Origin of the sequence: Pontiella desulfatans (genome assembly GCF_900890425.1) — a bacterium.
GTDB lineage: Bacteria > Verrucomicrobiota > Kiritimatiellia > Kiritimatiellales > Pontiellaceae > Pontiella > Pontiella desulfatans.
The window spans coordinates 3,171,334-3,194,187 of sequence record NZ_CAAHFG010000001.1 but is presented as its reverse complement, the minus strand read 5'-3'; the positions used below and the strand labels follow the sequence as shown (position 1 = coordinate 3,194,187).

Annotated in this window: 20 protein-coding genes; 4 read left to right on the top strand and 16 right to left on the bottom strand. The window is 55.4% G+C overall.

Features of this window, described 5'->3' with window-relative positions; all coding sequences use genetic code 11:
* Window positions 1-5: 5 nt before the first annotated feature.
* Window positions 6-1,487: a ComEC/Rec2 family competence protein gene (locus E9954_RS11215; protein WP_168442173.1), complete on the top strand. Its 1,482-nt coding sequence runs from the start codon at window positions 6-8 to the stop codon at window positions 1,485-1,487.
* Here E9954_RS11215 and trhO read toward each other — a convergent pair.
* The 12 genes from trhO to E9954_RS11155 all read right to left on the bottom strand — a co-directional run bounded on the left by trhO (window position 1,470) and on the right by E9954_RS11155 (window position 14,369).
* Window positions 1,470-2,453, bottom strand: a complete 984-nt coding sequence (gene trhO, locus E9954_RS11210; RefSeq protein WP_136079257.1) for an oxygen-dependent tRNA uridine(34) hydroxylase TrhO — start codon at window positions 2,451-2,453, stop codon at window positions 1,470-1,472. The genes E9954_RS11215 and trhO overlap by 18 nt on opposite strands.
* A 60-nt stretch (window positions 2,454-2,513) precedes the next feature.
* Complete coding sequence (locus tag E9954_RS11205; RefSeq protein ID WP_136079256.1) at window positions 2,514-3,176, bottom strand: ferredoxin--NADP reductase; 663 nt, start codon at window positions 3,174-3,176, stop codon at window positions 2,514-2,516.
* Between the two features lie 59 nt (window positions 3,177-3,235).
* Window positions 3,236-4,171, bottom strand: coding sequence for a putative 2-dehydropantoate 2-reductase (locus tag E9954_RS11200; protein ID WP_136079255.1), 936 nt, complete (start codon window positions 4,169-4,171; stop codon window positions 3,236-3,238).
* Window positions 4,172-4,266: 95 nt separating this feature from the next.
* A complete protein-coding gene (locus E9954_RS11195) occupies window positions 4,267-4,446 on the bottom strand; it encodes a hypothetical protein (protein ID WP_136079254.1) in 180 nt (59 codons plus the stop codon).
* A gap of 189 nt (window positions 4,447-4,635) precedes the next feature.
* The gene (locus E9954_RS11190) at window positions 4,636-5,448 is read right to left on the bottom strand and encodes a TrmH family RNA methyltransferase (RefSeq protein WP_136079253.1); all 813 of its coding nucleotides are present in this window, start codon (window positions 5,446-5,448) and stop codon (window positions 4,636-4,638) included.
* Window positions 5,433-6,713: a Mur ligase domain-containing protein gene (locus E9954_RS11185; RefSeq protein WP_168442172.1), complete on the bottom strand. Its 1,281-nt coding sequence runs from the start codon at window positions 6,711-6,713 to the stop codon at window positions 5,433-5,435. The genes E9954_RS11190 and E9954_RS11185 overlap by 16 nt, the downstream gene beginning before the upstream one ends.
* Before the next feature lie 10 nt (window positions 6,714-6,723).
* Window positions 6,724-9,186: a type II secretion system secretin GspD gene (gspD, locus tag E9954_RS11180; protein WP_136079251.1), complete on the bottom strand. Its 2,463-nt coding sequence runs from the start codon at window positions 9,184-9,186 to the stop codon at window positions 6,724-6,726.
* A gap of 123 nt (window positions 9,187-9,309) precedes the next feature.
* A complete protein-coding gene (locus E9954_RS11175) occupies window positions 9,310-11,058 on the bottom strand; it encodes an NADH-dependent [FeFe] hydrogenase, group A6 (RefSeq protein ID WP_222847151.1) in 1,749 nt (582 codons plus the stop codon).
* A gap of 12 nt (window positions 11,059-11,070) precedes the next feature.
* A complete protein-coding gene (locus E9954_RS11170) occupies window positions 11,071-12,849 on the bottom strand; it encodes an NADH-quinone oxidoreductase subunit NuoF (protein WP_136079250.1) in 1,779 nt (592 codons plus the stop codon).
* A gap of 12 nt (window positions 12,850-12,861) precedes the next feature.
* Window positions 12,862-13,251 (bottom strand): (2Fe-2S) ferredoxin domain-containing protein, encoded by a 390-nt coding sequence (locus E9954_RS11165; protein WP_136079249.1) that lies wholly within the window; start codon window positions 13,249-13,251, stop codon window positions 12,862-12,864.
* A gap of 16 nt (window positions 13,252-13,267) precedes the next feature.
* Window positions 13,268-13,813 carry an ATP-binding protein gene (locus tag E9954_RS11160; protein ID WP_136079248.1) on the bottom strand — a complete coding sequence of 182 codons (546 nt, stop codon included), beginning with the start codon at window positions 13,811-13,813 and terminating at the stop codon, window positions 13,268-13,270.
* Between the two features lie 70 nt (window positions 13,814-13,883).
* Window positions 13,884-14,369: an NADH-quinone oxidoreductase subunit NuoE family protein gene (locus tag E9954_RS11155; protein WP_136079247.1), complete on the bottom strand. Its 486-nt coding sequence runs from the start codon at window positions 14,367-14,369 to the stop codon at window positions 13,884-13,886.
* A 299-nt stretch (window positions 14,370-14,668) separates the two neighbouring features.
* Here E9954_RS11155 and E9954_RS11150 point away from each other — a divergent pair, with 299 nt between their 5' ends.
* Window positions 14,669-15,313 (top strand): redox-sensing transcriptional repressor Rex, encoded by a 645-nt coding sequence (locus E9954_RS11150; RefSeq protein ID WP_136079246.1) that lies wholly within the window; start codon window positions 14,669-14,671, stop codon window positions 15,311-15,313.
* A 664-nt stretch (window positions 15,314-15,977) separates the two neighbouring features.
* Complete coding sequence (locus E9954_RS11145) at window positions 15,978-17,459, top strand: tyrosine-type recombinase/integrase (protein ID WP_136079245.1); 1,482 nt, start codon at window positions 15,978-15,980, stop codon at window positions 17,457-17,459.
* Window positions 17,460-18,358: 899 nt separating this feature from the next.
* Here the strand turns inward: E9954_RS11145 and E9954_RS11135 are convergent.
* From E9954_RS11135 to E9954_RS11120, 4 genes are all read right to left on the bottom strand, one after another.
* Entirely contained in the window at window positions 18,359-18,649 is a 291-nt protein-coding gene (locus tag E9954_RS11135) for a hypothetical protein (protein WP_136079244.1), read from the bottom strand.
* Between the two features lie 10 nt (window positions 18,650-18,659).
* Window positions 18,660-19,802 (bottom strand): coiled-coil domain-containing protein, encoded by a 1,143-nt coding sequence (locus E9954_RS11130; RefSeq protein WP_136079243.1) that lies wholly within the window; start codon window positions 19,800-19,802, stop codon window positions 18,660-18,662.
* Window positions 19,799-21,055, bottom strand: a complete 1,257-nt coding sequence (locus tag E9954_RS11125) for a Cdc6/Cdc18 family protein (protein WP_136079242.1) — start codon at window positions 21,053-21,055, stop codon at window positions 19,799-19,801. Before E9954_RS11125 ends, E9954_RS11130 begins: the two co-directional genes overlap by 4 nt.
* Window positions 21,056-21,615: 560 nt before the next feature.
* A complete protein-coding gene (locus E9954_RS11120; RefSeq protein ID WP_136079241.1) occupies window positions 21,616-22,344 on the bottom strand; it encodes a hypothetical protein in 729 nt (242 codons plus the stop codon).
* 120 nt (window positions 22,345-22,464) lie between these two features.
* Between E9954_RS11120 and E9954_RS11115 the strand changes: the two genes are divergently transcribed.
* Window positions 22,465-22,812, top strand: coding sequence for a helix-turn-helix domain-containing protein (locus E9954_RS11115; protein ID WP_136079240.1), 348 nt, complete (start codon window positions 22,465-22,467; stop codon window positions 22,810-22,812).
* The last annotated feature ends 42 nt before the right edge of the window (window positions 22,813-22,854 follow it).

Sequence of the window (22,854 nt, the reverse complement as noted above, 5' to 3'; positions counted from 1 at the left end):
GGGGTATGCTTTTTGCGTCCCTGGGGTTGGTTCCCATTGGCTTGTTTTTCTTCGGCACATTGTTTTTGATCGGTCTCGCTTTTCTCTTTCGACAGAATCGATTCTCCTCCCTGTTGACCTTTCTGGTGGTTGCGATGGTTGCCGCCAGCCATTTCCTGGTTTCCGGTTCGCGGCTCGAGGGCGGGGCATCCGTGGATCGACTCCGGGATCGTCTGCCATTGGGCGGCGTCGGCGTGGTTGGCCATGTTTCGGGGTTCCCCGAATACCATCCCTACCGCTCGGGCGCGCGCGGAACCTGGACGTTCCCGCTTCGATTGGAGGGCATATCGATATCCTCGGGCTGGGTGAAAAGCCGGGGGGTGATCGATGTCCGCATAACGGGGGCCCGCCCGGAATCGCTGGTCGGCCATGGGCAGCGGGTTCTGCTCGAGGGCCGGCTTTGCCGTAGCTTGTATCCCGGCGGGAGCACTATCCAATTAGAGTTGGATCATGATGGGCGCCAGGTGGTTCTTTCCGAAAGGAACCGGTTTTCGCCTGTCGTTTGGGGGCGGGCGTGGCGGGAGTCCGCCGCTCGGCGCCTTGAAGCGGGAGTCGGGGGCTATCCCTTGCAGCAGGCGGTAATGAAGGCCTTGGTGCTGGGGTATCGAAAGGAGATTCCTCAGGAGACGCTTTCCCGTTTCCGTCGCACCGGATCAGTCCATGTTTTCGCCATCTCCGGCCTGCACGTGTGCATTGTCGGGTTGCTTCTTTCCATTGTGCTGAAGTCGCTCGGCGTTCCGCGCGACTGGATCGGGGTCTGGCTCTTGCCATTGCTTCTCTTCTACGTCGTTTCGACGGGGATGAAGCCCAGTGCCATGCGGGCCTTGGCGATGGCCGGCGTCTTTGTGCTGGCCCCGCTGTTCCGCCGCAAGCCCGATGTTCCCTCGTCGGTGGCTCTTGCTGCCGTACTCCTTTTGATCATGCGGCCGGCCGAGCTCCTTTCGGCAGGTTTCATTTTTTCCTTCACGGTGGTTGTCTTTATCGTGATGGTGTTTTCGAAGGTTCCGGACAGGCTTTTGAAGGGCGGATGGATAAAGGGCTATACCGGATCGCTGGTGGTTACATCGTTTGCGGCAAGCCTGGCCTCCATCCCGTTGGCTGCGCTTTATTTCGGCATGTTTTCGCCCATAGCCTTGGTTGGCAATCTCATTGTGGTTCCTCTGACGTTCTGCATTGTGTTGTCCGGATGGTTGTCGATCCTATTGCCGGTCGCCTCTTCCGTATTCAACTTTTCGGGCATGGTTTTCATCGATCTGTTGCTGGGGTGCGTGCGTTGGCTGGACCGGCTTCCTGGATCATCCTGGCAGGTGTCGCCTCCGCCGTTGCTTGCGGTGCTTGCCTGGTATGGAAGCCTGATCTATCTTTTCACCCATGCAAGCAGCCGGCGGCAGTGTTGGTTCGCCGCGGCCGGGGTTTGCGGTGCCGTTGTGCTAACCGCGCTGTCCTGATGCCGCTTCCTTCCTCGCGCGCTTTTGTTTTCGCCGGTGCTCTGCCGTTGCGCAGACGGTTCCGCCAATGTGCTCCTCGCCACGCTTGCGCGCGAGTTCAACCTGGCGTTCGCGCTCGTGGTAGCGTTGCTTGCGCTCTTCCGAGAATTTCCCGTGGCAATGGGGGCAGCCGACCCCTTCCTGATCGTGCTCGCTTTGCCGGTCCGCCTCCGTAATCGGCATGCGGCAGGCATGGCACTGGCCATAGCTTCCTTTTTCAAGGGAATGGCGAACGGACGTTCGGTTGTCGAACACGAAGCATTCGCCTTCCCACAGCGACTCCTCTTCGGGCACTTCCTCCAGATAGTTCAGGATGCCGCCTTTCAGGTGGTAGACTTCCTCGAAGCCAAGCTTCTTTAGATAGGCGGTGGACTTCTCGCAACGGATGCCGCCCGTGCAGAACATGGCCACTTTCCGGTGCTTGGCCGGATCAAGGTTCTTGGCAACATATTCCGGAAACTCCCGAAACGTTTCCGTATTGGGATTCACGGCGTTCCTGAATGTCCCGATGCCCACCTCATAGTCGTTGCGGGTGTCGATCAAGACCGTTTCCGGATCGCTGATGAGCTGGTTCCAGTCACCGGGGGCAACGTAGGTTCCCGCAGCATGGCGGGGGTTGATGCCTTCCACCCCGAGCGTGACGATCTCTTTCTTGAGTCGAACCTTCGTGCGGTAGAACGGATGGGTTGCGTGGAATGATTCCTTGTGTTCCAGCCCCGCAAGCCGGGGATCCGATTTTAGGCGGTGCAGGAGGGCGTCGATGGCCGACCGGCTCCCGGCCACCGTTCCATTCATTCCTTCGTTCGCAAGCAGAATCGTTCCCCGGATTCCTTGTTCATTCAAAAAATCCAATAGGGGCTGGCGCATGGTTTCATAATCATCCAACGCCACGAATTTATAGAGTGCGCATACAACAATCGGGTTCATGGCGGGGGTGTTTAGCGCCGGGCCTCCGGCAAAGCAATGAACAATAGGTGAAAATAAGTCCTATCCATGGAAGAAGACTTCGCGGTGGATCCTGGATAGGTCAATCCCTTTTGCCTGCAACCAGGCGGAAACATCGTTGACCATGCTCTCCAGCCCGCAGCAGTAATAGTGAACCTGCTCGTTAAGCGGAAGCGTGTCGAGCAAGTCCGTGACCCGCCCGAAATGATGCCCGCTTTGCTCCCTGGAGACCGCGAGCCGGGTGGGGCAGAAAGCTTTGAGATCCCCGAAGCCCACGGAGTCGGTCTCGTGTCGCACCCCATAGAGGCATTGCGTGGGTGCGCGTGCACCGCTCTTCATGTAGGAGAGGAAGGGGGCAATGCCCGTCCCCGTGGCAATAAAGGCAAAGTCGGCCGTTCCGATATCCTGGCCCGGCCGAAACCAGCCGAAGGGCGGGGTGATGCGGACGGAACCGCCTGGCCGTTGCCGCATTAGCCACGGGGAAACCTCCCCCCCATCCATCGAGCGAACCACGAAGCGCAGTTCCTCTTCATCCGGCCCGGAGGCAATGCTGTAGGGGCGCGACTTTTCTTGATCGGTGTAGATGGCAACGCAATCCCCCGGCGAGAATTCAAGGCCATCGCGCTTGAGAACCAGTTCAAAAAGATCGTCGTTGGCCATTCGCACATCGAGAACAGCGTGCTCGGTATAGTCCAGATTAAGCATGGAAACCTCGTGTTGTTGCCGGAGGTTATCCACGATTGATCGGCTAAATGCAACTCCGTCTAAATAGCGAGGTGGCTTGCCAGTAGCTGGCGGTAGAGTTTTTCGGTCTCCGGCATAGCCACATCGGCGGCACGGGCCGCCCGGATCGGGTTGCCATAGATGCTTTCGATCTCCATCGGGTTGCCTCGGTCGAAATCCAGTTTCATGCTGGGCGCATACGGTTCCATTCTTTCGGTGTCCGCGATCATCTTTTCCATGAAAGCGGGGTCGATCGGACGGGCGCAGGCCTTGGCTCCGGCGGCAACCTCGTTCATCAGCGTTTCGCAGAGCGCCCTTGTTTCCGGATTCGCAATGAGTTCGTTCGTCAGTTCGTTCCGGACAACGGAAAGCCCGTTGAAGGGAATGTTCCAGACCAGTTTTTTCCAGCGGGCGAGGGCAAGATCGTCGACCAGGCGAATGGGGATTCCGGCGGCCTGCAGGTTTCCACCTAGTTTTTCAAGCCTGGGCGTGATCCCCCCCGCCGAACCGTCCTTCCTGTATTCACCAAGGGTGATCAGCCCATAGTCAAGATGCCGGATATGCCCGGGGGCAACCTTGTTCGAACAAAGGAAACAGAGGCCGCCGATGACCTTGTCCGGCCCGACGATCTCCGCAATTTCCTCCTCGCTTCCAAGTCCATTTTGCAAGGTCAGCACAATCCCGTCATCCTTTGCCAAATGGGGCAAAATCGAGGGGAGGACTGCATTGGCCGTCGTTTTGAGGGCAACCACCACCACATCGCACCGGGGCATGTTACGGGGATCGTCATAGGCATTAACGGGTGCCAGCTCAAAGTTGCCATTGGGGGAATCGATCGCAAGTCCATGCTTTCGAACATGGTCGTAATCCGAGTTCAGAAGAAAATGGACATCGAATCCGGCTTTTTGCAGCAAGCCGCCATAATAGCCGCCAACCGCCCCGGTCCCTACTATGGAAAAATGATTTTCATCACGCATGCAATCATCATGTCATATGCAGACGGCTGAAAAAATAAAAACCGATGCCCTTGCTGAAGGCCATCGGTTTTATCTAGCGGTATGCGAATGGTGCCCTACATTTCCTGGAGCTTAAGCTTCCTTCCGGACTTAATCCATTCTCCCAGGATGATTTTGCAATAGGCACCGGTTGAGAGCTGCATCGACGCTGCGCGGCGTTCCAGCTCCTTGGCCATCTCCAACTTCATGTTGATGCCAATGGTCTTTGTTCCTTTTCCTGCTGGATTGGTAGCCATAACCAACCTCCTTCCGTCCGTTTTCCTGAAGCGTACAGCCGATCCTTCCTAATGCAATGTTTTTCGTTGAATAATAAACTCTTGATTCGGTCTGGAGTGCCAAAAAATCTTTTCGCCAATTGCGGGCAAGTGAAGTAAGAAACGTTGAGTATTTTGTCAATATTTACAAATTTCAGGAAATGTGGCGCGCTATCTCACCTTTCGGCGCTGGCGAACGGCCTCGTACAGCAGGATGGCGGCGGCGGTGGAGACGTTCAGCGAGTCGTTTTTCCCCAACATCGGTATGCCAACCCGGATGTCGGCCGCATTTTTCCATTGCTCCGTAAGCCCTTCGTCCTCTGCTCCCACGACAATGGCGGTGCCTCTAGTCATATCAACTTCCGTGTATTCCTGCTCCGTTCCCGGAACCGCGGCAAGCGACTGGATTCCACGCTCCGCCAACCATTGCAGGGTTTCCTCTGTTGAGGCTTCAGCCACCGGCATAAAAAACAAGGTGCCAATACTCGCGCGGATTACATTGGGGTTGTTGATGTCGGTTTTGTGGTCGCAAGCGATTACTGCATCCACCCCGGTGGCATCGGCCGTCCGAAGGATTGTGCCCAGGTTGCCGGGTTTTTCCAAATCCTCTGCAACCAGGATCAGCGGATTTTCAGGTAGATCGAGCTCAGCGAGTTTCTTGCCAACCAGCGGGGAGAGTGCCATTAAACCGTCCGGTGTGGTCCGGTACGACATTTTGCGGAAGGCCTCCTCCGAGCACCGGAAGGCCGGCACGCCGCTCAAACGGATTTTCGAAACCAGTTGGTCTTCATCGATGGCAAGATAGAGTTCCGGGCAGTAGTATAGCTCGATGAATCGCCAACCACTCTCGAATGCGCGGCTCATTTCCCGGCACCCCTCAACGAGGGTGTGCCCGGTTTCTGTCCGGACCTTGCCCTTGCGCAATTTCACCGCCGCCTTCACTCGCGGGTTTTTCGGACTCTCGATTGTCAGCTGTTCTTCCATCCATAAACCAGTCGTTTCGCGAACTGTGGCAGTTCGGGGTCTCGGGCGCCCATTCCCAGGATGGCATCGCCCGCGGCCGCGCATGTTTCCAGTTCGCATTGCAGTGCGTCATAATCTTGCACAAGCTTCGCCGCAACGCCAGTCGATTCAAGCCGGTCGACCAGATCCTCCGAACTCGCATTCCGCTGCACCGTTCCTCCCGCATAAAAGACCGGCAGTATGAAAATCGATCCGCCATGCTGGTTCCAGTGCTCGGAAAAAACCTGGATCAACTCCTCCATATTCTGGAAGAGAGGGGTAAATCCATGTGGACGCCAAAACGCGTGAACGGTTCCATATTTCTCCGCAACCGCCAACAGCGCTGCCTTGATTTTGGCGGGGTTGTGGGCATAGTCGTCGATCACGGTAATGCCGTTGGTCTTCCCGGCGATTTCCAGTCGGCGTTCGATGCCGCGGAAGGTGCCTACGGCCTCCCTCACCCGATCCATGTCCAAGCCAAGCGTCTCGCAAAGCCGCATGGCGCACAGGGCGTTCTCTGCATTGTGTTTCCCGAGCATTTGAATGCGGGAGGGGTCGGTCCTCGGGTTTAAGGGGTCGCTTAAATCCGAGGACCGACCCCTGATGCGACCCCTGATGGTGATGCCGCTGGTTTGGGATTCAAACTGGTCGAAGAGGTCGTGGAGCTCGTCGAGTTCGTAGTGGTCTTTTGAGATGTTGGTGATGATGGAGTGGGCGGGGTGGAAGTTGAGGAACGACTTGTCGGATTCGTCGGCCTCGATGATCCATAGCTTGGAGTTGCCTTTGCGGACGTTTCCAAGCACACCGTTTGTTTTCCAATTGAGCACCGCCGCGCCGTTGTAGACGGAAGGATCTTTGCCAAGATGTTCGAAAATCCAACCGAGCAACCCGGTGGTCGTGGTTTTTCCGGCGGTTCCGGCAACGGCGATCAGTTCGTCGTCTCCAATGAGTTCCTTGAGGAATTCCGCGCGGTGGAGCAGGGGAGCGCCTTGGGTTTGGGCGGCTTGAATGTCGGGATTGTCGGACTCGATGGCGGTGCTGAACACCACTTGATCCGTGGTATTGGAGATACCGGAACCGTTCTGTGGAAAAATCTTAATGCCGAGCTTTTCCAGACATTGGAAAAGCCCGGCCTCGGGGGCGTAGGAGCGGTCGGAGCCGCTGACGGAATATCCGGATTGGGCGGCGAGCTGGGCGAGGCCGTTCATTCCGACCCCGCCAATTCCGATAAAATGGACGCGCCGCATCGGGGCTTTCTTACTCCGCGTCCTCAAGCTCTTCCATCATTCTCAGAATTTCATCCGCGCTCATGTCCATCGGTGCTTGGGCTGTGGCGGGGTTGGGCTCCGGGGTGATAACCGGTTGGGTCGGTTGGTAGTCGGGCTCCATCGCTTCCTCGCCTTCGATGGGGTCGGGGATATCGCGAAGCTGGCTCTCGGACCAGGAGCCTTTCCAATTTTCCTGCCTTAGGTTCGTTCCCTTGTATAGGCGCTTGGTTTGGCTACCCATTTCGCTCATGTTCGACATGACATAGGGCGTCATCAGGACGACGAGTTCCCGTTGCGTTTCTGATTTGCTGACCGAGCTGAACAGGTAGCGGCCGAGAAAAGGGATGTCGCCTAGAATGGGAATTTTTGTGACATTGTCGCTCTTTTCGGTGGTGATCAGACCCCCCAGGGCAACGGTGCCACCGTCGGGGACGGCGATGGATGCACCGAACTCGCGGTTTAGGATGATCGGAACCTCGTTGCCGTCGATGCTGACGTTTCCGCCAAGCTGGTCGGCCTTCTGTTCCAGTTCCATCACGACAAACCTTTGGGGGTTGATGCGCGGTGTCACGGTCAGCTGGATGCCGATATCCTTGTATTCATAGTTCGAGCGTTGCGATCCTGAGCCGCTGACGTAGGAATCGGTGGAGGTCACGACGGGGCGTTGTTCGCCAATGCTCAGCGTTGCTTCCGTGTTGTCGGTGGTCATGATAACCGGCGTGGCGAGCAGGGTTGCATCGTTGTCGGTTGCAGCGAGGTTGATCGCAATCTCGGTGTTGATGCCGGTGATGTTCTGGTAATAGGTGAGGGCTCCGGATGCAACGGATTCGATGCCTCCGTTGGTGATGAGGTTGTTGCCATCCCATGCGCCGACCTTATCCAGGTCGGAGGATTTGTAGAGCCAGTCGATTCCGTGGCGAAGGGAGTCGGAAAGGCCGATCTCGAAGATGGCGGCCTCGATCACCACCTGTTCAAGCATCACGTCCAGGCTTTTGATCAGTTGCTTGATGGCTGCAATGTCGCTCTTGCTGCCCATCAGCAGAATGGCGTTGGTTCTTTCGTCGGCCAGCACCTTGGTGTCTTCCGAAAGGCGGTTGAGGTTTTCAATGGATGCTGCTCCGGCGGCGGGAAGGGCGTTGGGTGTGATGCGGGAGGAGGAGGACGAGCTGCCGGGTGCCGTCGACCGCGAGCTGCCGGAACCCGTGGTGCGGGAACTGCTCGAACCTGTGCGGGAACTGCTCGAACCCGTGCGGGAACTGGAGCTCGATCCCGAAGAGCGCGAACTGCTGGCCGCGCCAATGAGGTCGTTAATGGTTCCCGAAAGCTCAACGGCATCAGCATATTCGAGGTTGATGACCTCGAACGTGGTGGCCGGTTCAACCTCAACGTCAAGCACCTTGATGATTTTGTCAAAGAAGGCGAAGTTATCTTCCAGCGAAAAGATGATGATAATGTTGGTGCGGTCGTCGGCCATCACCTTGACGGTTCCTTGGATGATGACATTGCTGCCGCTCTCCGTGCCCGTGACCGTGGCTGCGGTCGGGGCCGCTTCGGCTGAAGAACGGCTTCCCGCGCGGATGACGCCGGGGGGGGTGCGGGCATAGGGGTTGCCGACGGGAATCTGGGTGGCTGTTTTTTGATCGCCCTGCGCCGCCGCAACAATCTCATTGATCTTCGACGCAATCTCGGTCGCATCGGCATAGAGGATCTGGTAGATCTTCGGCTCAACCTGGGCGGTGGCCTGGTCGATGAACTCGATCAGTTCGCGGGCGCGTTTGATGTTCGCCTCCGTATCCGTGATCATAATGCTGTTGCTACGCTCCAGCGTCAGGATTTTGCCATAGGTGTGCAGGACATGCTGGACGGCGGCCTGGACTTCCGGAATCGTAACGTTCTTCAGCTGGATGATGGTCGTGATAAACTTGTCCGAGGCATTGAATGCCAAACTCGGATCCATGTTGATGTCGAGCCCCTGGGCGGTCAGATCGGCAGCCGTCGCCAAGACCACCTTAAGATATTTTTCACCCATGGGGACCAAGGCGATGTTGTTCATGGCGAGGATGGCCTCCACCACTTCAATGGCCTCTGAAACGGGGATCTTCTTATCCGAGCGGAGCGTGATGCTGGCTTTAACGGCATCGGTCTTCAGGTAGATCTTGTCCGTCCAGTCGCAATACTGCTCCATCACCAGGTCAAGGTCCATTTGCTCCATGGCAAACGTAACGAGTTCCCCCTCCTTTTTGGAGGAAGGCCTGGTCTTGGGGGCCGGCGCCGCCGCGATGGCGGGCGTTGGGCGAACGGTCTGGGCGGTGGCCGGGGTGGGTTTCGCCGTGGGCGCCGGAGCGGACGGCCTCCCCGCAGGCGCGGCGGGCGGCCCCCCCTGGGCACCGGAGCGCATGGTGGTCAACACGGTAATCGAAAGAGCCAATAATAAGAGATTTCTATGATTCATAGGTGCAATATAACCCTGTGGTTGTCGATTTATTGCAGTCTAGTTGCCTTAATTAATAAAGCAAGACGGGGGCACAAAAAAACCGCCCCCCGGAAGGAGCGGTTTTTGGGTGAAAACACCGGGTTAGCGCTGGTAGATCGGGCGCTTTTTGTAGGTGGTGTGCAGTAGCTCGTGCGCCTTGTGGCCCAGGGGTTCGCCGAGGAACTCTTCGTACACTCGGGTGATTTCCGGGTTGTGGTGCGAGCAGCGCAGCACGGATTTTTCGTCGTCCGTGTAGATTCCCTTGGTGCGCTGGGCGCGGATTTCGTCCGTCGCGCCATGGGGCTGTCCGCCACCACCGATGCAACCGCCGCGGCAAGCCATCACTTCGATGAAGTGGTAGGGAGGCTCTTCGCCCTTGTCGCGCGCTTCACGAACCTGGTCGATGACCGCCTGGCAGTTACCCATCTGGTGGGCGACCGCAATGCGCACTTTCGTTCCCTTGATGTCGATCTCGGCTGCCTTCACACCTTCCATACCGCGGACGGCTTCGAACTCAACCTTTTCAAGGTCTTCCTTGGTGATGAGGTAGTAGGCCGAACGCAACGCCGCTTCCATCACGCCGCCGGTCACGCCGAAGATGGTGCCCGCACCGGTGTACTGGCCGAGAATGCTGTCCACTTCCGAGTCCGGCAGGTTCACGAAGTCGATGCCAGCCTGCTTGATCATGCGGGCGAGCTCGCGGGTGGTGATCGAATAGTCGATGTCCTGGTAGCCCGAAGCGAACATTTCGTCGGAACGGGTGATCTCGTACTTCTTCGAGGTGCAGGGCATCACCGATACCATCGTGATGTCTTTGGCATCGATGCCGGCCTTTTCCGAATAGTAGGTCTTCGACATGACCCCGAGCATTTCCTGCGGCGACTTGGCCGTTGAAAAGTTTTCGGTGAAGTCCGGCGCAAACTTTTCCATGTAGTCCGTCCAGGACGGGCAGCAGGAGGTGATCAGCGGCAACGGGCCATTCTGGGTGAAGCGCTTCACGAACTCGGAGCCTTCCTCGAGGATCGTGAGGTCGGCCGCCCAGTTGGTGTCGAACACGGCGTCGAAACCGAGGCGGCGTAGCGCGGTATAGATCTTGCCGGTCACGAGGGCACCCGGCTCCATACCGAACGCTTCGCCGAGGGCAACGCGGACCGCCGGGGCGATCTGCACCACCACGTGCTTCTTGTCTTCCTTGATTTCGTTCCATACATGCTTGGTATCGTCGCTCTCGTAGATCGCGCCGACGGGGCAGTGCGCGGAGCACTGGCCGCATTTGATGCAGGGGCTTTCTTCGAGGTTCACATCCGCTGCCGGGGCAAGGCGGGTGCCGTCGCCGCGGCCGATGAATTCGAGGGCGTGTACGCCCTGCATGTCCTGGCAGACCAGCACGCAGCGGCCGCACTTGACGCACTTTTCAGGATTCAGCACGATCGACGGGGTCGAGGTGTCGGGTTCGATGCGCTCGACGCGCTCTTCGAACGGGATCTCGCGGATACCGAAGTCGGCGGAGAGGTCCTGCAGCTCGCAGTTGCCGGAGCGGCCGCACTTGAGGCAGTCGTTCGGGTGCGTGGAGAGGATCAGCTCCAGAACCGTGCGGCGGACTTCCACCACTTCCGGGTCGTGGGTGATGACCTTCATGCCGGGGCCGACGGGTGTGGCGCAGGCGCGCAGCATTTTCGGGGATCCTTCCACCTTCACGACGCAGATGCCGCAGGCGGCCCAGGCGTCGAGGTCGGAGTGGTAGCACAATTTCGGAATCTCAACGCCCACTTCCTTGGCAGCATCCAGGATGGTGGTTCCTGCCGGGACGGTTACTGGAATTCCATTGATTTCACATTCAATCATAGACATTTGTTTATCTCCTTATCCCTTGAGGATTGCGTCAAATTTACATTTTTCGAAGCACTGTCCGCACTTGATGCACGTGTCCTGGTCGATCACGTGCGCGGCTTTCACTTCACCGCTGATGCAGTGGACCGGGCAAACCCGGGCGCAGGCGGTGCAGCCGATGCACTTGTCTTCGACGATGGTGTAGGCGAGCAGGTCTTTGCACTTGCCGGCCGGGCACTGTTTGTCGTTGATGTGCGCCAGGTATTCGTCTTCGAAGTAGTTCATGGTCGACATGATCGGGTTCGGCGCCGTCTGGCCCAGTCCGCAGAGCGATGCCTTGCGCATGGCCTGGGCGAGGGTCTTGAGCGTTTCGAGGTCTTCCATGGAGCCTTGGCCCTTGGAGATCTTGTTGAGAATGTTGTAGTTGGTGCGTCCGCCGATACGGCAGGGGGCGCACTTGCCACACGATTCGTCAACCGTGAACTCGAGGTAGAACTTGGTAACGTCGATCATGCAGTCGTCTTCGTCCATCACGATCATGCCGCCGGAACCCATCATAGAGCCGATGGATTGCAGGCTTTCGTAGTCGATCGGGGTGTCGAGGTATTCCTCGGTGATCACGCCGCCGGACGGGCCGCCGGTCTGGGCGGCCTTGAACTTCTTGCCGCCGCGGATGCCGCCGCCGATGTCGTAGATGATTTCGCGCAGCGTGGTGCCCATCGGCACCTCGATGAGGCCGGAGTTGTTGATCTTGCCGGTCAGGGCGAAAACCTTCGTGCCCTTGGTGGTTTCGGTGCCGATATTGCTGAACCAGGCGGAACCCTTCAGGATGATCATCGGAATGTTCGCCCAGGTTTCAACGTTGTTGATCACGGTCGGCTTGCCCCACAGGCCTTTGACGGCGGGGAAGGGAGGACGCGGGATCGGCATGCCGCGCTTGCCTTCGATCGAGGCGAGCAGGGCGGTCTCTTCGCCGCAGACGAACGCGCCGGCGCCGAGGCGCAGCTCGATGTCGAAGCTGAAGTCGGAACCGAGGATGTTGTCGCCGAGCAGGCCGTATTCGCGGGCCTGGTCGATGGCGTTGTTGAGGCGCTCGATCGCGAGCGGATATTCCGCACGGATGTAGATGAAGCCCTGGTTGGCGCCAACGGTGCGGCCGGCAATGGCCATGGCTTCGAGAACCGAGTGGGGGTCGCCTTCGCAGGTGGAGCGGTCCATGTAGGCGCCGGGGTCGCCTTCGTCGGCGTTGCAGACGATGTATTTCTGGTCGCTCACGGCGTTCTTGGTGAAGCCCCATTTGACGCCGGTCGGGAAGCCGGCGCCGCCGCGGCCGCGGAGTCCGGCGGCCTTGAGCTCTTCGATCACTTCGTCGGCCGACATCTCGAACACCACTTTTTCCAGGGCGGCGTAGCCGTCGCGGGCAATGTATTCGTCGATGTACTCGGGGTTGATGACGCCGCAGTTGCGCAGCACGATGCGCTGCTGCTTCTGGTAGAAGTCGATGTTGTCGGAAGAACCTTTCTGGTCTTTGTCGTAGAGGAGTTCTTCGACCTGGCGGCCCTTGACGATGTGCTCGGAGACGATTTTCTTGGCGTCGTCCGGTCCCACTTTAACGTAGAACGATTCGTCGGGGAGGATCTTGACGATCGGGCCCTGTTCGCAGAAGCCGAAACAGCCGGTCTTTACGAGCTGGGCTTCGGTTTCGACGCCCTGCGCCTTGAGTTCTTTTTCGAGCTCGTCGTAGAGCGCGATGCCTTTGCTGGATTCACAAGCGGTTCCAGCACAAACGAGGATATAGTTTTTGTATGCCATGGTTGTGCCTGCCTATTTGATGATGTCTACTGCGGGTTTGTCGAAGATGTGGTCGGAAACCAGCGACTTCTCGATGATGTGCTCGCGAACGATGCGGCGAGCCACCTTGCCATCGACGTTGCCGTAGATGACGCGCGGCATGCCCGGCACATCCACTTCAACCGTCGGCTCGGAGAAGCAAAGCCCCATGCAGCCGGTCTGCGTGATCTTGGTATCCTTGATCTCGTGGCTGTTCAGCTCGTCGAGGAAGGCATCGAATGCTTCCTTCGCGCCGGCCGCGATCCCGCAGGTGCCCATTCCGATGATGATCTGCGCCGACTTGTCGTTGCTGTCGCGCTGGGTCATCTCTTTCTTTTTTGATTCGCGCAGGTTGCGCAGTTCTTCAAGTGTCATTTTAGCCATGTTGCCCACCTTTCCTTTATAAAGTTCCCAATTCCTCTTCTTGTGAGCAGATGAACTGCTTCAGCAGGGTCAGGCTTTCCAGATCGTTCAGATCGCCCAGTGCCTCTATCAGTTCATGTTTGCTCACTTCGTATTCTTTTCCGCCTAAACTTCGTCTGATCGTCAGGTTCCCGTCGAATCCATAGGTCATCAGCGTGACCGCCGCCGTGGTGAAGTTGCCGAACATCGGCAAGTCCACATTCGCCGGATCGAGGTTGAAGGTCACCGTTGTTCCAACGCCTTCCTCCGATTCGATCCCCGCGGTGCCCCCGGTCATTTCCGAGGTTTGGAAGAGGAAGGGGAGGCCCAGGCCTACCTTGCGGTGCTTATGCTTGAGTCCGTCCGACCAAAAGGGATCTTTGGCCTTCTCCAGCGTTTCGGCGCTCATTCCTTTTCCGTTGTCCGCAATCACGACTTTAAGATTGGTTCCGGTCTCCTCGACGTTAAGGGTGATTTCACTCGCGCTTGCCTCGATTGAGTTTTGGACCAAGTCCGTAATTAAATCGCAAATCGTGGCATGCATGGTTTCCTGATGCGTGAAACGTGATTCGTGATATGTAGTGGATCACGCCTCACGGCTCACTCGTCATTCCCTACTTCCCTTCAAACTGGTCGATGATCTTGCCCATCTGCTTGGTTTCAACGCAGCCGAACACTTCGCCGTTGACGGTCAGAACCGGGGCGAGGCCGCAGCAACCGATGCAGCGAACCGCTTCAACGGAGAATTCGCCGTCTTCGGTAACCGTATTGAGGCCAACGCCAAGCTTGCGCTCGCACTCGTCGATCAAATCCTGCCCACCCTTAAGGTAGCAGGCGGTGCCCATGCAGACCGCAATCTGGTTCCTGCCCGGCTTCGTTAGCTTAAAGAAGTGGTAGAAGGTAATTACGCCATAGATCTTCGCGACCGGAATATCCAGGGCGGCGGCCACTTCGAACGCGGCTTGGCGCGGGATGAAGCCAAATTCTTCCTGAACACGGTGAAGGACCATGATTAGGTTGCCCGGCTTGTCGATCCACTTTCCAATGAAAGCGTCGATTTCCGGTGTCAGCAGTCTTTCTTTCTCAGCAGTTGCAGTCATTTCTTTATTTATCCTCCGTGCGCGACCCGAGGCCGCCGGCTATTGTTTTCGGTTGGTGTTATCCCCGAACAGCTTAAGCGGGAAACTCTAGTCCTTTGCCTTGCCTTGGCAACACCTTCCGGCAACTTCTTTCGTTCAACAAATTCGCGGGAACATATAGGAACGCAAGGGACGGTAAACAAAAAAAGAGCGTTTTGCGTTGTTTATACGCAATGTCGGTAATATTAATGACAACAATACGTTACGGGGCTCGATAATATGTTACGGAATAACATTAAAACGGTAGGGGAGTGTATGGCATGAACTCGAACCAGGAAGTGATTAGGCGCCTTTCCAGATACCGCAACGTCATGCGCAAGATGAAAGCGCTCGGGCTCGTCAAGGTCTTCTCCGACAACTTGGCCGATGCCATCGGCGTTTCACCTTCGCTGGTGCGCAAGGACTTTTCCATGTTCAACCTCACCGGCAACAAGCGTGGCGGCTACCGCATCGACGAGCTCGTAACCAAGCTCAACGTGCTGCTCGGAAAAGACCGGAAGCAGAAAATCATCATCGTCGGATGCGGCAAGCTCGGGCAGGCGCTCATGAACCACAACGGCTTTCCGCGCGTCGGCATCCGCGTCGTCGCCGCGTTCGACTCCGATCCCGAGGTGCTCGATCCCGAAGCCCCCATCCCGATCCTGCATGTGAAAACGATCCGCGATTTCATCGAGGAAAACCAAATCCGCGTTGCCGCGCTCACCGTCCCCGAGCCCGCCGCGCAAGGCATGATCGACACCCTCAAGAAAACCTGCGTCAAAGGCGTCATCAATTTCGCCCCCGTCTCCCTCAAGAGTTCCGACGATTTCCTCGTCCACAACATGAACATTGAGCAGGAAATCGAAAATCTCTTCTACAACATCCACTTTGCCGAGACCAGTTTGGCGAAAACAGGCGAAAAATAGCGATATATACGATGTGTGCTGGCTTTTCCGTCAGGGGTGTTGTTCGCGAGTGATACAACCTGTGCGCTTAAGATCGATCTGTTTAAGGTGCATTTATACCCCCGAAATACCCCCGGAAATACCTGCCGAAATCTGTGTTGCTCTCCGTGCAGGACAACACTCCGTTGTGGAGTGGCGTTGAGTCTTGAGATCTGATTGTTGGTGCAAGTCCTGTAGTTCGCAGCCTTGAAAGCGAAACCTTTATATATTTCGGCATCTTCTCAGGTATTATTTCGGCATAGTACAGATGACTCAGTAGCAAACTCGTTTGATCAGTTTCGAGCAGGGAGTTTTGTGTAAAGAATAAAAAAACCCCGTAAAAACGCTGTTTTACGGGGGGGTCAAGATGGTGGTGGGGGATGGATTCGAACCATCGAACTCAGAGAGGGCAGATTTACAGTCTGCCGTAATATTGCTCAGTTCAGATAGAGATCTTTCAGGTAGTATTCATATTTACTATAATAATAAGGCAGTATAACTACATATTTCCTCAATCATTTTATTAAAGAATGATCGGACTTCTTGTGTCTCGGGTGTGACATGGGTGTGATTAACTTGCATCTTACCTCCAAATCCGTATTCTGTTTGCATCTCAATGCATCAGTAGCGAACAAAGGAGACAGGAATGACCACCGGGAAGCAAGGCAGTGCAGGCCGCGCCAAGCGCGGGATGGGGCGGTTATATATTCGCTCAAGAGATAAACGTGATTTTCCCGCAGGAACTCCGGGGGTCAATGGTGGAGTTTACTGGATCGAGTATCAGAAACCAACCGGCAAGACAGACCCGGTTACAGAGAAACCCATTAAAAATAAAAAGCGGGAGAAGCTTCTGGATGAGGATGGAAATCCGATCACGACGCTTAAAAAAGCCCGTATTGCTCAGGAGAAACTCATGGCGCAGTATGTCACGGGTGACAGGGTCGGGCTCCTTAAGGCTGAACTGCAAAGGGTCGAGGCCAGGCATCTATCCGTAATAGAAGATGCAGACCCACCTTTGACTGTCGAGGACGCGTGGAGCTGCTTTAAGGATCATCCCGCATTGGATTGCGGATCGACGATGCTCTACAACTACCACGGTCATTGGAATCAGTTTGTGGGGTGGTTGACGTCGTATGACTCAGAAGTTGTCTACATGCGAGATATCGATAGAAAGGCCGCATTTGAATATGCCAGATTGTTGGGTCGAAAAGCTGCCTCTGGCACCTACAACAAACACATCAATTTCCTTAAACTTATCTACTACGTGATGAAGGAAGAGATACGGGGTGATGTTTCGCCATTTGCCGACCTTACGACTAAGAGCTTATCGAAGGCCAAGGCGAAAGCCCGTGCCAAGGAGCATACACGCAGGGATTTGACCGAGGAGGAATTGGTGATGGTTCTTGATAGGGCAGAAGGGGATTTCCAGACATTGTTCATGCTTGGAGCTTATACGGGATTGCGCTTGGGAGATTGCTGCACATTGAAATGGGATGAGTGCCTGCTCGATATGCCAATGATCAAACGAGTTCCAAGTAAGACGCAGTCTGAAGCGGTGAAAATCGGCATACCTCCAAGATTGGTTCGTCGGTTGTTGGAAACCCCAAAGTCAAAACGGAGAGGTTATGTGCTGCCAGAGTGCGCTGCGGATTACAACTACGTTTCTGAAAAGGGGAAGAATACGCATCGCACCCGCATAACGAACCGGATTCAAAATCATTTCGTATCATGCGGTATACAGATCCATGCCGACGGTACTGGATACAAGGTCGAACCAGATCCCGAAAATAAAGGGAAGTACATCAAGGTGTATACAGGGGAAAAGGCCGTTGTTGCCGTCGGGTTTCACTCCCTTCGGCACACCTTCATATCCATGCAGGCGAACAAGGGGACGTCGCAGATTATCGTGCAGAAAATAGCAGGTCATGGAAGCTCGGCGATGACCGGTTTGTATGCCCATGTTTCGGACGATGCTGCAAAAAGAGCAACGCTGTATATTGGAGACGATGTGAAGGATGCCGAGGCTGAAGTCATCACAGATCCATTGCCTCGGTGGGTGCGGGATAAGCTCGAGGCTATGACCGAAAAAAACTGGAAGCAGCTTAAGGAGGAATTACTGCAAAGATAATTATGAGCCCCAGTTTGTTCGTATGGGTGCGAAACCCTTGGATGATGAGTATAATATCTTTAGCGCTCGAGACTAGTAAGTATTCGACCCATGACCAGCGTCAGTTAGCTAATAGTTGGTTTCTATCTCACAAACTTTACCGGAGTTGAGTGTTTGTTGGAGCTAATGCCTCTCTCTGATGCTGTGATCGGCTAAATATCTTTAAATAAAGGGGGAATTATTGGTGCACGGGATTCAAAATCCCGCGGAGAAATCTGTGTGGGTTCGAGTCCCACCTCCGGCACCATTACCTTTTATGCCTGTTTCAAGGGCTAAGTCCGCAAAGCGTTGTTCTCAAAAACCCTCAACTGTTTCTACCAGATCAAACTGTCTGATCGTTCGAAGTACCACTGAAATACCACAGCACTCTGTAGATGTATGTGAACTACTACGTCGCGTGGTGGCGTTTATTATTCATGCGTTTGCAAAAATTTCTGTTTAAATCTGCATTGCTGTACCATCTCCGGTAGATTCGCTGCTCATGATCCAGTTCGAACCGCCAAGGGAAGAGAAAGAGAAGTGCCTTTCGCGTGGTTTCAGCTTCTATGACATCGTCCCTCGAAAACGAAACCTTTATATATTTCGGCATCTTCGCAGGTGTTAGAGGTGCCTATGATGTCTGTATTTTATGAAAATTGGATCGACCTGCACGAGAACCACGTATTGAATGACCTCATTGTGGGAGATCCAGTTCCAGATGATTCATGGACCTCGTCCCCAAACGGGGATATTCATTCTCAAGTCGATCCCGAAGCCTATGCATGGCAGAAAGCTTTCGCTGGGCGACATTCTGAAATCGTGAGGCGGGAGTTCGGCATTGACCGAAAGCCCTATCCGCTTTGATTAACAACCTTCTCCATCTAGGGCTGCATTTCCAATGGTTCCAAGACTGAAAAATCCTGAGGGCATCGTATGGCGATTTGCTCGCGATCACCATGGAGCGAGCAGTTGCTTTGCATGAAGTCCGGCATCGCCACGTGGGCATCCCCTGTAATGCGGATAGGCAGCTCCGGCGTATCCCCGCATTGGATGACCAAGCGGAAGATCTTTGGCGCAGAAACGTTGGTCGCAATGTCTCCGATCGCGCTATTTTCTCCACAGCCTGTCAGCAGGACCAGCATAATCACAAATAAACCTGATATAATTTTCATATCTCTCACCTCATCCTTTTTCTTTTTTGATTTTCAGGCGTGTCAGCTGCAGCAACTTTTTTTCCGCGCACTTGAGTTGATCCAGGTCGCTTTTTTGCTGTTCTTCGAGCTGAATTGCCTTTGAAATACTATGTGCCGCACCATCGCGGTCTTCAATTGAACATGCCCGGGATGCCTGGTCCAGGCCTTGGCGGATCTGCTGATGACGATGTTCGCATCGCTCCGCGAGCTCCACGATTGCATGCTCCTGGACGATCTTTCGGCGCTCCAGCAGAATCTGTTCTTTCAATCGTTCCTTGTCGTTCTCGTTCAAATCACGGTAGTAGCTGCTGAGCTGTTGCAGCTCATGCCAATCAAAATTTCTCAAGCGGCGGTCCAGGGTGCGAATACGGTCGATGGCCTTCAGCACGTCGTCGGAACCGTGGCCGATATCGGATAGCGCGCGTTCGATGGCTTGCCATCGTGGTGGGTCGCGCTTCAGTTCCCGCAAAAGACCCTTCAGGTTCCTCTCGATCCGTTTCGTTTCGCGTCTAACTTCAGGAACCAGCTTCCGCTTAATACGCTTCTCAACCTTTACCTCCCGATCCTCATGTTTGCGGTCCAAGGTCGCGATGAAGGCCGAGTCCGAGTCCTTGGCTGCATGGTGACCACTACTCTTGGGCCAGATCGCCACGCCCAGTTGCCAGACACAGATGAGAAAGATGATAGCGGACAGCAGACCGATGAATGGAACACGGTCGGTAATCGCCCGCCACAAGGCCGGGCTCATTGCTCGGACAAAAAGATACATGAGTATATAGGTCAACGGAACCGCCAGCTTCCAGCTGACATGCACCCGGATCAGGACATGCAGTATCAGGAATCCGACAAGAAGCATCGCAATGAAGACGGCGATAGGACCCGCCTGGCGCAGGTTCATGCCGAACTGTTGCTCTGCCAGGGTCAATGAAATACCCAAAGCCAGACCAATAGCGGTGGCCATGGCTTTTCCGGCGCGTCCGCTAAACCGCTTCGTGAATATAACGTGAGCCAGGGCAATGAAGATCGTGCAATAGATGACCAGATCGAAAAAGCCGGAATATTTTTCATAGGTGGCCGATATGTCCCACCATGCGAAGGGATCGAGTACGCCATCAAATGGATCACGGCTCATGCGTAGCTCACCCCGGAATCCAGATCGAAATTGCTCCTGATAACATGAAGAAGCCGTTTGTGAATGTTGGGAGCCAAGGTCACGTGGATGTCCTTGCTTCGGCCATAGCGACCTCGGGATACGGTCCGTGCCCTCAAGTATCCATACATATCCAGTTCGCATAGCAGATCGCTGAACGCCCGCTGGGTTACCGGTCGAAGCCCGGACTCTGCACAGAATCGCTCGTAGACCAAATATGCATCACCGGTGTGAAGGACGCGCCCGCCCTTTGGTTTGCCCGTCAGCGCTGCATAGAGCGCGGCCTGAAGCTGCTTTGGGCTGCCCCGGATCATATCCACGTACTTGTCACGTTCGATTTCTTCATATGCGCGACCAATGGTCTCAAGAGAGATCGGAGTCCGATCCTCCTCCGCCAACTCCGCGGAACGCCGTAGCAGATTGACCGCTTTCCGGGCATCGCCATGCTGCTGGGAGGCCAACGCCGCGATCTTGGGAATCACCCCTTCTTCAATTCGATCAGAACGCATCGCCTTCTTGACCCGGATTTCCAGTATCCTGTGCAGACTGTCTGCGTCGTAGGGCTGGAAGATCATCTCACGCAGCTTTAGGCAGCTTTTTACTCGGGGATCGAGGTTCTCCATCCAATTCAGCCGGTTGGAGGCAAAGACCAAGATCAGCTTGGCCGATATTCGCTGTGGAAGCCGCTTGATGAGGAACTGATAGAAGGTGTTGAAATCGGTTCGGACATTGTCCGCCTCATCGATGAAGATCACCAGAAATCCCCGTAGCGAAGCCAGCTTCCGCTCAATTCGAACCATCAGTTCTTCGAGGCTGATGCCTTTGCGGTAGGCCTTGCTGGCATCCAGCAGACAGGCCAATGTGTTGAGCGCACGAAAACACGGAACCGGGCAGCAAAAATCCAGATGCACCTGCCGGAATGGAATGTCCCGCTCTTTGCAGAGCTGGGCCACCTGGGCAAGGAACCAGAGAATCGTGATGGTCTTCCCCGTGCCGGTCTTGCCGCCAAGTCCAAGGTGGTTGGGATGCCCGCCCCGAAAAACAGGAGAGAAGTGGTTGCTGATCGTCCGGATCTCCTGGCTCCGGATGTTCATATTAAATATTTCGCTCAGGACTTCGAATTGGCGCTGGCGCGTAAGCTGCTCGTCGTCCAAGTAGTCCTGATTGACGACAACCGAATTCTCTGTTGCCTGCTCTATTTCAGCCCATATGCGTTGTTGTATATTGCTTTCCACTGGAAAATCACACTCCAGTGGAAGTGTAGATGGGGGAACTATTTAAATCTTTTGCGTCACTGGGGTGTAGTGGCAGAAAACATGGATACCGCCTGCGGGCGAAATAGGTCTTCGAAACAAGTTCAGGGCTGGACAACTCCAAAAAACGAAGCCCAAGCTTAGACAATGTAGATGGAGCTTCCAGCTCCGCCATGCATGCGACATCCGCTTGCCACCCCTGGACAATGGAGCTGGACGCGAAGCGGGGCTTTCCGAAGGAAAGCAGCGAATGAAATGAGTGGCAACCTCCATCTACATTCTCGGCGGCAACATTTCACAATCCGCTCAAGGCTTCATGCTTGATGGATCGTAGATGGCATAAGGCGGCATGCCCGCCAGTGGGAGTAGATTTCCAGTGGAGCCTACTACTACTTACTACTATCTATAACTACTACTATACTACTACTACAGGACTACAGTTATAAATCTATTGGAGGAATGAAAAGACGCGCGGCCGATTCAATGGGATGAACCGACCGCGCTTGCGTAGTGTTCCAGTGGAAGTTTACTCTCGCTGGGAATCAGCAGTCCCCGGCAAGAATCTCCCGGGCACGTTCCGCGGGATTGGGGCGCTGCATCAGGTCAATGGATTCATATCCATATCGGCTATGCAGATCCTCCCGAATCCGTTCCCGGTGCTCCAGTGTATCGAGCAGGTCGGCGCACTGTCTCGCCCGGTTGAATTGATCCGGATAGGAGGAGGTGCCGGCCAGTTGCGACGCGAGTTCGCGGGCGTCATTATGTTCATGGTCAATCGCCACGATCTTGAGGCGGTTGTCAAGCTCCCTGAGGTCGGCGCTAACCTGGGTCTCGGCCAGTTCAAGCGAGGAAGCCGTGTCAGCCAGTCGATTCCTGAGATGATGTAGCCGATCGATCTCGGCAAGGAGATGGTCGTACCGCTCAACCGTCCGGGCTAGGGAATCCGGGGCGGTGCTTTCTCCCATATCGACCAGGTCACGGATTGCAGTCCTGCATTCCGATTGCCGCCGTTTCAGAGTTTCGATCCGGCCATCCAGAATCCGCAGGCGGACTGAGGCGTCCGACACGGCATACCTCACCTGGTCGCGTTCGCGATTCAGATCCGCCATGCAGGATTCAGCGTAGGCGACCTTCGCCCCAAAGGGCAGGTGCTTCGAGAGGGATCCGTTGACAATGGATCCTACAGCCCGAGGTATCGGGATGAGCTTGTGGGCGTCGAAGACCGTTACCAGTGCCAGGACGACCAATGCGGTTGCTATGATGTATTTCATTTTCGACTCCTTTCATTTAGTATAGTTGAAACAATACTATATAGCTGTTGTGCGTCAAGAAGGGAATTCAGATTTTACCTGACTTGTCTGCGGGCGGCCGGTAGGATGTCGGCTCAATAAATGAGTGGTTCAGGATCCAACAAAATAGGCAAGGCGATCAAGGCACAGCGGACAACGCTCGGGCTGTCTCAGAAAAATCTGGCAGTCCAGGCAGAGACCACGGAGTCCGCGGTCTCCCACATCGAACGGGGCATACGGAAGCCTTCGGCCGAGATGCTTGCCCGGCTGGCCGGTGCCCTGGGGTGTTCCGTGGATCATCTTCTCGCGGGTGTGGTTCCAACCTCAAAACAGAGCCTCTACATGCAACGAGTCCTCCATGCCATGGAATCCATGCCTCCCAGGATGCAGGAGCAGGTGGCGGATTTCTGTGACTTCCTGCGCCAGAAAAAACAGTCCAAGCGTTCGTAATAGCGGTAGTAACGCAAGTACCAATAATCGGTCTTCAGAGTA

Excerpts from the sequence above, each read along its gene's own strand:
- trhO (WP_136079257.1), bottom strand. The coding sequence starts at position 2,453 with ATGAACCCGATTGTTGTATGCGCACTCTATAAATTCGTGGCGTTGGAT.
- E9954_RS11185 (WP_168442172.1), bottom strand. The coding sequence starts at position 6,713 with ATGCGGCGCGTCCATTTTATCGGAATTGGCGGGGTCGGAATGAACGGC.
- E9954_RS11170 (WP_136079250.1), bottom strand. The coding sequence starts at position 12,849 with ATGGCATACAAAAACTATATCCTCGTTTGTGCTGGAACCGCTTGTGAA.
- E9954_RS11130 (WP_136079243.1), bottom strand. The coding sequence starts at position 19,802 with ATGAGCCGTGATCCATTTGATGGCGTACTCGATCCCTTCGCATGGTGG.
- E9954_RS11150 (WP_136079246.1), top strand. The coding sequence starts at position 14,669 with ATGAACTCGAACCAGGAAGTGATTAGGCGCCTTTCCAGATACCGCAAC.
- E9954_RS11190 (WP_136079253.1), bottom strand. The coding sequence starts at position 5,448 with ATGGAAGAACAGCTGACAATCGAGAGTCCGAAAAACCCGCGAGTGAAG.
- E9954_RS11120 (WP_136079241.1), bottom strand. The coding sequence starts at position 22,344 with ATGAAATACATCATAGCAACCGCATTGGTCGTCCTGGCACTGGTAACG.
- E9954_RS11165 (WP_136079249.1), bottom strand. The coding sequence starts at position 13,251 with ATGGCTAAAATGACACTTGAAGAACTGCGCAACCTGCGCGAATCAAAA.
- E9954_RS11145 (WP_136079245.1), top strand. The coding sequence starts at position 15,978 with ATGACCACCGGGAAGCAAGGCAGTGCAGGCCGCGCCAAGCGCGGGATG.
- E9954_RS11195 (WP_136079254.1), bottom strand. The coding sequence starts at position 4,446 with ATGGCTACCAATCCAGCAGGAAAAGGAACAAAGACCATTGGCATCAAC.
- E9954_RS11175 (WP_222847151.1), bottom strand. The coding sequence starts at position 11,058 with ATGTCTATGATTGAATGTGAAATCAATGGAATTCCAGTAACCGTCCCG.
- E9954_RS11200 (WP_136079255.1), bottom strand. The coding sequence starts at position 4,171 with ATGCGTGATGAAAATCATTTTTCCATAGTAGGGACCGGGGCGGTTGGC.
- E9954_RS11160 (WP_136079248.1), bottom strand. The coding sequence starts at position 13,813 with ATGCATGCCACGATTTGCGATTTAATTACGGACTTGGTCCAAAACTCA.
- E9954_RS11215 (WP_168442173.1), top strand. The coding sequence starts at position 6 with ATGCTTTTTGCGTCCCTGGGGTTGGTTCCCATTGGCTTGTTTTTCTTC.
- gspD (WP_136079251.1), bottom strand. The coding sequence starts at position 9,186 with ATGAATCATAGAAATCTCTTATTATTGGCTCTTTCGATTACCGTGTTG.
- E9954_RS11155 (WP_136079247.1), bottom strand. The coding sequence starts at position 14,369 with ATGACTGCAACTGCTGAGAAAGAAAGACTGCTGACACCGGAAATCGAC.
- E9954_RS11205 (WP_136079256.1), bottom strand. The coding sequence starts at position 3,176 with ATGCTTAATCTGGACTATACCGAGCACGCTGTTCTCGATGTGCGAATG.
- E9954_RS11115 (WP_136079240.1), top strand. The coding sequence starts at position 22,465 with ATGAGTGGTTCAGGATCCAACAAAATAGGCAAGGCGATCAAGGCACAG.
- E9954_RS11135 (WP_136079244.1), bottom strand. The coding sequence starts at position 18,649 with ATGAAAATTATATCAGGTTTATTTGTGATTATGCTGGTCCTGCTGACA.